General features: G+C 43.6%; 6 protein-coding genes and 1 pseudogene. 5 read left to right on the top strand and 2 right to left on the bottom strand.

Going from position 1 to position 9,365, the window contains the following annotated elements; translation table 11 throughout:
- Positions 1-265 precede the first annotated feature (265 nt).
- From O9290_RS14300 to O9290_RS14290, 3 genes are all read left to right on the top strand, one after another.
- The gene (locus O9290_RS14300; protein WP_265795732.1) at positions 266-406 is read left to right on the top strand and encodes a hypothetical protein; all 141 of its coding nucleotides are present in this window, start codon (positions 266-268) and stop codon (positions 404-406) included.
- 63 nt (positions 407-469) lie between these two features.
- Positions 470-1,078, top strand: a complete 609-nt coding sequence (rpsD, locus tag O9290_RS14295; RefSeq protein ID WP_002737433.1) for a 30S ribosomal protein S4 — start codon at positions 470-472, stop codon at positions 1,076-1,078.
- Between the two features lie 409 nt (positions 1,079-1,487).
- Entirely contained in the window at positions 1,488-3,053 is a 1,566-nt protein-coding gene (locus O9290_RS14290; protein WP_287676298.1) for a B12-binding domain-containing radical SAM protein, read from the top strand.
- 122 nt (positions 3,054-3,175) lie between these two features.
- Here O9290_RS14290 and O9290_RS14285 read toward each other — a convergent pair.
- Positions 3,176-3,290, bottom strand: a pseudogene (locus O9290_RS14285) (zinc ribbon domain-containing protein); the annotation flags it as partial.
- A 100-nt stretch (positions 3,291-3,390) separates the two neighbouring features.
- A complete protein-coding gene (gene dndD, locus O9290_RS14280; RefSeq protein WP_288055454.1) occupies positions 3,391-5,376 on the bottom strand; it encodes a DNA sulfur modification protein DndD in 1,986 nt (661 codons plus the stop codon).
- Between the two features lie 373 nt (positions 5,377-5,749).
- On the opposite strand from dndD, the gene O9290_RS14275 reads away from it, so the two are divergent.
- Both O9290_RS14275 and O9290_RS14270 read left to right on the top strand, forming a co-directional pair.
- Positions 5,750-7,393 carry an alpha-keto acid decarboxylase family protein gene (locus O9290_RS14275; RefSeq protein ID WP_288055456.1) on the top strand — a complete coding sequence of 548 codons (1,644 nt, stop codon included), beginning with the start codon at positions 5,750-5,752 and terminating at the stop codon, positions 7,391-7,393.
- 144 nt (positions 7,394-7,537) lie between these two features.
- Complete coding sequence (locus O9290_RS14270; RefSeq protein ID WP_288055459.1) at positions 7,538-8,929, top strand: IctB family putative bicarbonate transporter; 1,392 nt, start codon at positions 7,538-7,540, stop codon at positions 8,927-8,929.
- The last annotated feature ends 436 nt before the right edge of the window (positions 8,930-9,365 follow it).

Genomic DNA, 9,365 nt, shown 5'->3' with positions numbered 1-9,365 from the left:
GTGTCCCACGGTACGTTGACCGCCTATAGCTTCTTGTACTTGTTGCGCGCGACTTTTTACCCGGCCAAGCTTTTCTGGTCGGAACCCCCTAAGCCGAGTTTTCAAGGTGCTGCGCCGTCCACTTGGTTTTCGAGACTGGCTTTTTAATTCTAACGTAAAGCCAACCTAGAACGGCGGGGTTTCAGACCCAAAATTTCCGATGAAAAAAATACATCAGCTGCCGTCAGGCTTGAATCAGTGATCAGTAATCAGTAATCAGTAATCAGTGATCAGTATTCTCCGAGTCGGGAGTCAGTATTCAGGAGATTGCTTTTATTTATTCTCCCCACACCCCACACCCTACACCCTACACCCTACACCCCACCTCCCCACTTTCCCACTACCCCACTTCCCACACCCCAAATAAATTACTTAATTTGTGCTATGATAATAGTTTTGGGATAAATTTAAATAGGAGCAGACTGTCTGTATGTCTCGTTATAGAGGACCGCGCTTGCGCGTTGTGCGTCGTTTAGGGGAATTACCAGGGTTAACCCGTAAAAATGCCCGTCGTGCCTATGCACCGGGGCAACATGGCCAGGCCCGCAAAAAACGTTCAGAATATGCCATTCGTCTAGAAGAAAAACAAAAACTGCGTTTTAACTACGGTGTCAGCGAAAAACAATTAGTTCGCTATGTCCGCAAAGCTCGCCGGGCTACTGGTTCCACTGGTCAGGTACTGCTGCAACTCCTAGAAATGCGTCTGGATAATACCGTTTTCCGCCTCGGTATGGCTGGGACAATTCCGGGGGCGCGACAATTAGTCAATCACGGTCACGTCACCGTTAACGGTAGAGTTGTGGATATTGCCAGTTATCAGTGCCGTCCGGGTGATGTGATTGGAGTTAGAAATCAAGAGCGTTCCCAGGATCTCGTCAAAAGAAATATGGAATACCCCGGTTTAGCCAACCTGCCGAGTCATTTGGAATTTGACAAAAACACCCTTGTGGGCAAAGTGAATGGCGTTGTGGAAAGAGAATGGATTGCCCTCTCGATTAATGAACTGTTAGTAGTGGAATACTACTCTCGGAAAGTCTAGGAAAAAAGCCTTTTCCAGATACCTTGAGGACGCAATTGGCAGCGTCCTTATTTTATTGGTTAAATTTAGTGTTTTTGAATGTATATAGGGTTTGCTGAATAATGGTAAAACCCTTTTAAAATAAAGCTTTTGACCTGTTAAAGTCCGATGTTAGTGCAAGAAAATAGGATTGGGACGTTCAAAAACCTTGCATTATCCTTCTTGTAGTACATTGCTTGGTACAAAAAACAAGGGCAACAAAGCCTAAAACGACCGACTCCTGACGACCGGCTACTGACTCCTACCCCCAGGAAAAACTTTTTCAGCAGACCCTATTTAGAACTAATTTATTAGTAAAAAAAAGTCTTGATCGACTTGGGCTTTGTGGCTAGTATGTAAAGCATCTAGCTTCTTCATTGGAGACACCTGAATGAAAGCCCTATTACTGTGGCCGCTGATGCCCAACTCCTTTTGGTCCTATCAAGAGACTTTAGATCTAGCCGGTTTAAGATCAACCAATCCGCCCCTGGGTTTAATTACGGTGGCAGCCCTGTTACCATCGGATTGGGAAATCCGGTTTGTTGATCGCAATGTCCGATTAGAAACGGCTTCCGATTGGGAGTGGTGCGATTTGGTCATCATCTCCGCCATGATCATTCAGAAAAAGGACTTTCAAGAATTGATTGCCAAAGGGTTGCAGTTGGGTAAAAAAGTGGCGGTGGGCGGGCCTTACCCCACCTCCTATCCAGAAGTTGCCCAAAAAGCTGGAGCAGATTACCTGATTCTGGATGAAGGAGAACTGACAATCCCTCTGTTCCTGGCAGCCCTAGAGCGGGGTGAACCGAGTGGTGTCTTTAGAGCCAGCGAGAAACCCGATGTCACCATGACACCGATCGCCCGCTATGATCTACTAGATCTGGATGCCTATCTGGCGATTACCGTGCAGTTTTCTCGCGGTTGCCCCTTTCAATGCGAATTTTGTGACATCATCAACCTCTATGGCCGCAAACCGCGCACCAAAACCCCAGAACAAATGTTGGCTGAGTTGGAGACGTTATATCAACTGGGCTGGAGGCGCTACATTTTTGTTGTCGATGACAACTTCATTGGCAATAAGCGGAATGCCAAGGTGTTTCTGCGGGAGTTGATCCCCTGGATGGAACAACACCAGTATCCCTTTAAACTGATTACGGAAGCTTCCCTTAATCTGGCCGAAGACAGTGAACTGATCGAGTTAATGGTCAAGGCCGGCTTTATGCTGGTGTTTATGGGGATTGAGACACCAGATACCGATAGCTTAATGGGCATTAACAAGGTTCAAAACACCCGCCAATCCCTGATCGAATCCTGTCACAAAATTACCCGCATGGGGCTGCAGATTATGTCTGGCTTCATTATCGGTTTTGACAATGAGAAACCTGGCGCAGGGCAGCGGATCAAAGATTTTATTATGGAGGCGAGTATTCCCCAGGGGCAGTTTAGCCTGCTCCAGGCACTGCAAAATACCGCCCTGTGGAATCGCCTGCAACGGGAAGGTCGTCTGGTGGATGGCATGGGCACTTTCCATCAGGGAGCCATGATGAACTTTGAGCCAACTCGCCCGGTGGAAGAGATTACCGAAGAATACATCGACGCTTTCTGGGAAATCTACGATCCTGTTAACTACCTGAAACGAACCTTCAACCATTTCATGATGATGGGGGGATGGCGCGGCAAATCGAACCGTAAATTAGATGGGCAACAGTGGCAATTGTTCCGTTCCTTGCTCTGGCGGCAGGGGATTGTCCGACCGACGCGGTTCCGTTTCTGGTGGCAACTGGCGGTGATTGCCTGGGTCAAACCCCGTCTGCTAGAAGAGTATCTAGCGACCCTAGGGATAGGTGAGCATTTTTTTGCCTATCGCTATGAAGTAAGAGAACAATTACTAAAACAACTAGCCGATTTGAAGCAACAGAAAGCAAGGGTAGCCCAGCTGGAAAAAACGCTCAAAAACTAGACAATAGCGCCGACGAACAGTCATTTATCCCTAAACAGCGCTCTTGAATCCTACCCCAAAGTAGAGCAACAAAAAGCGAGTGGGGTTGTTTTACTGTCAAGTCAGTTGACATACTCCCACCGTCAAGCTAGGCTGTGACGGGGGATTCTTTCCACATTGCTGTTAGAAATTCCTTGCTTCGACGAGACGGCTTAGATTCTCAATGTCTCCATTAAGAACCCAGAGACCCGACTCTCCCCCCCCAAAGGCTTGGATTGAGTGATAAAATTGGAAGTAATACCCGATGTCTCAAGTTAATTGGGCGAGGATTTCGTGGGAATTTATCTCAGTCATAATCTTACCAAAAGTAGCGGTCGGGGTGAATAGTGGTTTGACGTTGTTGGGAATTATATTCTAGCAGGTATTTTCTGGCGATTACTTCCTGTTCTTCTAATAAGAGTAGCTCATTTTGTCCAATTTCTGTATCGGTAGAGAGGAGGATGACTTGAGAGGAAGCGGCGGGAAAATAACGTTCAACTAAATTATGGCGATGGGAAGAATCTAAACGTCCGAGGGGTGTATCGATAGCGATGGGTAAATCTCGTCCGGAGACTCGCGCTAATCCCCACAAAAAAGCGATCGCTAATAGTTGTTTTTCTCCGGCAGAAAGACGGTGTTTAGGCACATTTTGTCCATCGGGGCCAAAGAGAGATAGACCAAAAGTATCAGCATTGATCGCTATTTTCTGCACCAGATCGGACTTATGCAATAAATAACGAAAACATTCCGCCACTTCTCCCTCTAATCTATTTAATTTTTTTAAAGTTAAGCGTTCCTTAAATACTTTTAAAGTTTGCTGTGCTTTGACAATAGCATTAACGATATGTTCGTTATTTTGCGATTCTAAAGCTTTCTCACTATAGGCAAATAATTCTTTTTTATTTTTCTCAATTTTCTTTTTAATTTCCTCGTAATTTTTGTGGCTTTGCTCGTATTCTGCTTGAGCATTTAGATAGTTTTTCTGAGCGGTTTTTAAGTTATTACTCAGGGTTTCGTATTCTTCGGGAGAGGCTGCTACTGCTAATTCTCGCTCTAAATTATCTAAGTCAGCTTCCAGATTTCTTAATTGTTCTATTGCTTGATGAGCGAGGTTAATTTGTGCCGGTAGTTGATGGGTTAAGACTCGATTTAATAACTCGATCGCCTCCTCGTCTAAATCTAAGTAAGAAGTAACGAAAGAATCGTTATCCTCAGCTAAAAACTTATTTTCTTGCTCTAAAAACTCCCTAATATTCTCTAATTGTTCTAAAGTTAAACTTAGTTGTTCTAAATAAGCCAGTAACTTTTTATCTCTGGATTCTAAAACCGATTGAGCGACCTTAGCCGATTGAACTTTTAGCTCTTTTTCTCCCTGAATTTTAGCCGCTTCTAGGAGAGGGAAAATTAACTTTAATGGTAATAACTCTCCCGCCAATTGACCTAAATATTCTCTCTGTTTATCTAACTTTTTATCTACCTCCTTTTTTCTGCTCTCTAATTGACTTCTTTCGGCGGCAATTTTGCCGCCATCAATGCGAAATTTATCCGAGACTGCATCAAAATCATTTCTAACTAAATCTAAATTTTTTTGTTGAGTTTCCATCTCTTGCCGAGCCAATTCTAAATCTTCTTGGTACTGGGCTAATTTTTTCTCAATAGCTTCAATAGTTGCCAGTTCATTTTCTGCTGCTAATAACCGGCGCTTGCGACTAGCCAAAATATCAAGATCAACTGCTAATCTTTCCGCTAATTCTAACCCTAATAAAGTCTGCATCGAATCCTTAACGCTGTCAGGAGGTACATCCTGTTCTGCCAATTCTTTTACCTGTTCCCCATCAAATAAAAAGAGGTTAGAAATACCCAAAGGTAATAAAGTTTCAATATATTCATCCCAAGTATTAGCTAAGGCAGGATCGGGCCAATCCTCATCTAAAATACCGAGGGTATCCTTACCATCTTTGGGCTGTTTTGTCCAGTATCTAACGATACGATATTGTCGCCATTGTTCATTAACTAGATGTTCAAAAGCCAGTTCAATTCTAGCTTGATCGATGAGGGAAGCTTGATTATTAACTGCTTGACTGAGAAACTCGGCATAACTTAAATTATTGCGAGTAGAACACTTGGCCCGCGCACCGTACAAAGCCAAACGAATTGCATCCATTAAAGTAGTTTTACCGCCCCCATTCATGCCTCCCAAAAGGATAATCGGACAGGAATTGTTGTCTTTTTCGGGACGTAAATTAATCACTTGACGACCGGCGTATGGACCGAAATTTTGCAAAACTAATTCAGTAAAAATCATTAACAGTCAGCCTTATTTAAGTCGAAAGTTTTAGGGAATCTCCTGTAAAAATTATACCTGAAAAAGTGCCGCAGATATTTTTTTACACCCAAGAGAAAAACCCCAGATTTTATACTATAGCATTGATCACCAGCGCTAGATATAATTAGGGTCTGCGGAAAAAACTCTAAGATCCCCCCGCCTGTCGGCACCCCCCTTATTAAGGGGGGCAGGGGGGATCGAGTGCAAAACCTATCTTCTATTTAATTGCAAACAGCTACTTAATTAAAGTCTGCTGATTTTTACTTTCTAGTTCATTACTGGGCATGAGCCTATTTTTTGAAAAAATCGTTATGATCGGCGTGAAAGTGCCAACACAGGGGAGAAAATTGCTATGATCACGATCGGCGAATATTTATGCCAGCGTCTCCATAATTTAGGGGTTAATCATGTTTTCGGGGTGCCGGGGGATTATGTCCTCGATTTGATGGATGTTTTGGTGGAAAGTCCGATCGAATTAGTTTGTACCTGTAATGAGCTTAACGCGGGTTATGCCGCCGATGCCTACGCGCGAGTCAAAGGTATGGGCGCTGTCTGTGTCACCTACGGAGTCGGGGGATTTAGCCTAGTTAATGCTGTGGTCGGTGCTTACGCTGAAAGAGTTCCCCTGGTGGTAATTAGTGGGGCTTCCGATCGCTCGATTCGCCGGGATAATTTATTATTACACCACACCACGGGCGATTATAATCTGCAATTGTCCATCATGGAAAAAGTCACGGTTGCCTCGGTTATTCTCACTAATTCTGCCCAAGCAGCCAGTCAAATCGATCAAACTTTAGCCGCTTGTTTGCATCACAAACGTCCCGTGTATATCGAAATTCCCCGGGATCTAGTCTATCGTCCCTGTATCCCCTCAGAAAAGCCAATTTATTTAACCGATAATCTCACGGATGCTGCCGCTTTAGAAGAAGCCATTGAAGAAGCGGCTTTTTTATTAGAAAAAGCGGAAAAACCAATTATTTTAGCAGGGGTAGAATTCCATCGGTTTAAACTCCAGGATAAGTTGCTGAAACTTTTAGAGGTAACGGGTTATCCCTTAGCCACCACTATTTTAGGTAAGTCGTCAATTTCGGAAATGCAGCCGCAATTTATCGGCACTTATGTGGGGGCATTAAGTCGCGAATACGTTAGTCAACGGGTGGAAAATGCCGATTGTGTCCTCTGTTTAGGGGCGATCATGTCCGATATGAATTTAGGCGGATTTACGGCTAATTTAAATCCCAATAATTTGATTAATGCCAATTCCGAGAAGATCAAGATTAAACATCACTTCTATCAACCAGTATTCCTAGGGGATTTTATCGAGGGTTTAATTAATAAGCTAAGTCACAAAGAAGCGGCTACACTAGAGATTAAACCTGCGGCCGAATTGAAGAATTTAGAATTCATCGCCGTGGCAGAGCAAAAATTAACTAATGCTCGTTTTTATGAGCGAATGAATCATTTTATCGCTCAAGAATCTTTTGTTATTTCTGATACAGGGGACGCAATTATTGCCACAATTGATTTATTAATGCCCCAAAAAACCGACTTTATCGGTCAAGCATTTTATCTCTCTATTGGTTATTCAATTCCCGCCTGTTTAGGAGTAGCTTTTGCCGCACCAAATACTCGTCCTATCGTCTTTGTGGGGGATGGTGCTTTTCAAATGACCGCCCAAGAACTTTCGACAATTATCCGTCACCATCTCAATCCAATTATCTTTTTAATTAATAACGACGGTTACACGATCGAGCGGGTAATTCAGGATAATATTTATAATGATCTACAACCGTGGAAATATCACCAATTACCAGCAGTATTTAACGGGGAAAGTTGGAGTTGTCAAGTCAGGACAGAAGGGGAATTAGAAAAGGCTTTATCGATTGCCCAGGGTAACATCGATCGCCTATCATTTATTGAAGTACATCTCGATCGTTTTGACTGTTCCCAAGGCTTAACTCGTTTAGGTCAAGCTTTACGTTCACCCCATGCCTAGACTGGTTATACTATTAGGTTTTGACTGTGTGAAGCTGCCCTAAGACACCAGACTGAAACTCTTTTCGCTCCCAAGAGTCAACAATTAAGATACAATCGGTATCTTAATCAAAGTTTGCTGGTGACAACCGCAACTAAAAACCCTATGAATGCTTTTTGGAAACAAATCACCCTATTGAACTTTTCGCCCGCTTCTTGGTCAAAATATAGCTATCTGCATCGTTTCGTCGGCCTTTTTAGTCAATGGCGACAGGGTAGCCAGTTTGTGCAGTGGACAGAACTGATGGGTGCGCTGTTAATCTCTCTCCTTATCGCCACTGCGCCGTTTTTCTCCACCAGTCAAATCGGTTTTTTGCTGTTAGCAATAGCGGGTTATTGGCTACTCTTAACCCTTGTGGATGAAGGCAAAATTGGGGTGACACCCATACATCTTTTGGTACTTTTATATTGGGGAATTGCCACGGTTTCTACGGCTTTTTCTCCCGTTAAAACCGCAGCCTTGGAAGGATTAATTAAATTAACTCTCAATCTCATCTTTTTTGCCTTTACCGCCCGAATCATGCGCTCACCACGCCTAACAAATTGGATTCTGACTACTTTAGTTTTAACCGCCTTAGCAGTCAGCATCTACGGCATTCGTCAGCAAATTTTTGGTGCGGAACAGTTAGCAACTTGGAACGATCCCACTTCAGAATTAGCCGGAGATACTAGGGTTTATAGTTATCTCGGTAATCCTAATTTATTAGCTAGTTATTTATTCCCTGGTATTGCTTTTAGCGGTGCAGCCTTGTTTGTGTGGCAGGGATGGCTACCGAAAATTTTAGCGGCTTTATTAACTTTAGCCAATGCCGCTTGTTTATTTTTTACCGAGAGTCGTGGCGGTTGGATTGGTTTGATGGTCTTAGGAATTGTCTTCTTATTGCTATTATTTTATTGGTTCAAAAGTTATCTACCTTTATTTTGGCAAACATGGCTTTTACCCTTAGTTTTAGGGGGTTTAGCCGTGGTGGTTTTAGGGGCGATTTTATTGGTGGAACCGCTGCGAATTCGGGTGATGAGTATTTTCGCCGGCCGGGAAGATAGTAGTAATAACTTTCGGATTAATGTTTGGGATGCAGTTATCCGCATGATTCAAACTTATCCGCTTTTGGGCATCGGACCGGGTAATGATGCTTTTAAGAAAATTTACCCCCTATTCATGAAGCCAAAATACACGGCTTTAAGTGCCTATTCTGTGGTATTAGAAATCATGGTAGAAACGGGAATCATTGGTTTTACCTGTTTCCTCTGGTTATTAGTTACAACTATCGGCCAAGGCATCCATCAAATTAAACTTTTACGGGATAAAATGGATAGTCAAGGCTTTTGGTTAATCGGGGCAATTGCCGCTATGGCCGGAATTCTTGCCCACGGTTTCTTTGATACAGTTTGGTATCGTCCCCAGGTTAGTACCCTCTGGTGGTTAGTTTTGGGTTTAATTGCTAGTCGTTGTTATTCCCCGGCTAGAGGTTTTGAGCGCGGCAATTCTCTCCTCTAGGGGGGCGAAATGGGGGAGCATTGAGGAGTTATTTCAAATTACGGATAGGACTGCTCTGAAGGGGATTTGAAGCTCGTGTAGGCGTAGGCGAGGGGGATTATTAAGAAAAATCACAAACCCCCTATCCTACCATCTCTCGGTGGCCAAAGCAAGAGATAATTGAGTTAGATCGTTTCCCAGTTTGTTCCGCGCTTGGCGCGATTTCCCAACTGCAATAACGAGAGTAAATCCCTGTGGCCGTTATAGAGACGAGGGAGGAAAATAATGGATCGTTCTCTTAAGTGGGCCGTTGCGATTGTCATCGGAAATTTTGGGTCTGAAACCCCGCCGTTCTAGGTTGGCTTTACGTTAGAATTAAAAGGCCAGTCTCGAAAACCAAGTGGACGGCGCAGCACCTTGAAAACTCGGCTTAGGGGGTTCCGACCAGAAAAGCTTG

The organism is Microcystis sp. LE19-41.2A (genome assembly GCF_027530405.1).
Classification (GTDB): domain Bacteria; phylum Cyanobacteriota; class Cyanobacteriia; order Cyanobacteriales; family Microcystaceae; genus Microcystis; species Microcystis aeruginosa.
This window is presented reverse-complemented; position numbering and strand designations above follow the sequence as displayed.

Bases quoted from the DNA above. Each gene is read 5' to 3' on its own strand.
- O9290_RS14290 (WP_287676298.1), top strand. From the start codon at position 1,488: ATGAAAGCCCTATTACTGTGGCCGCTGATGCCCAACTCCTTTTGGTCC.
- O9290_RS14270 (WP_288055459.1), top strand. From the start codon at position 7,538: ATGAATGCTTTTTGGAAACAAATCACCCTATTGAACTTTTCGCCCGCT.
- dndD (WP_288055454.1), bottom strand. From the start codon at position 5,376: ATGATTTTTACTGAATTAGTTTTGCAAAATTTCGGTCCATACGCCGGT.
- O9290_RS14275 (WP_288055456.1), top strand. From the start codon at position 5,750: ATGATCACGATCGGCGAATATTTATGCCAGCGTCTCCATAATTTAGGG.
- rpsD (WP_002737433.1), top strand. From the start codon at position 470: ATGTCTCGTTATAGAGGACCGCGCTTGCGCGTTGTGCGTCGTTTAGGG.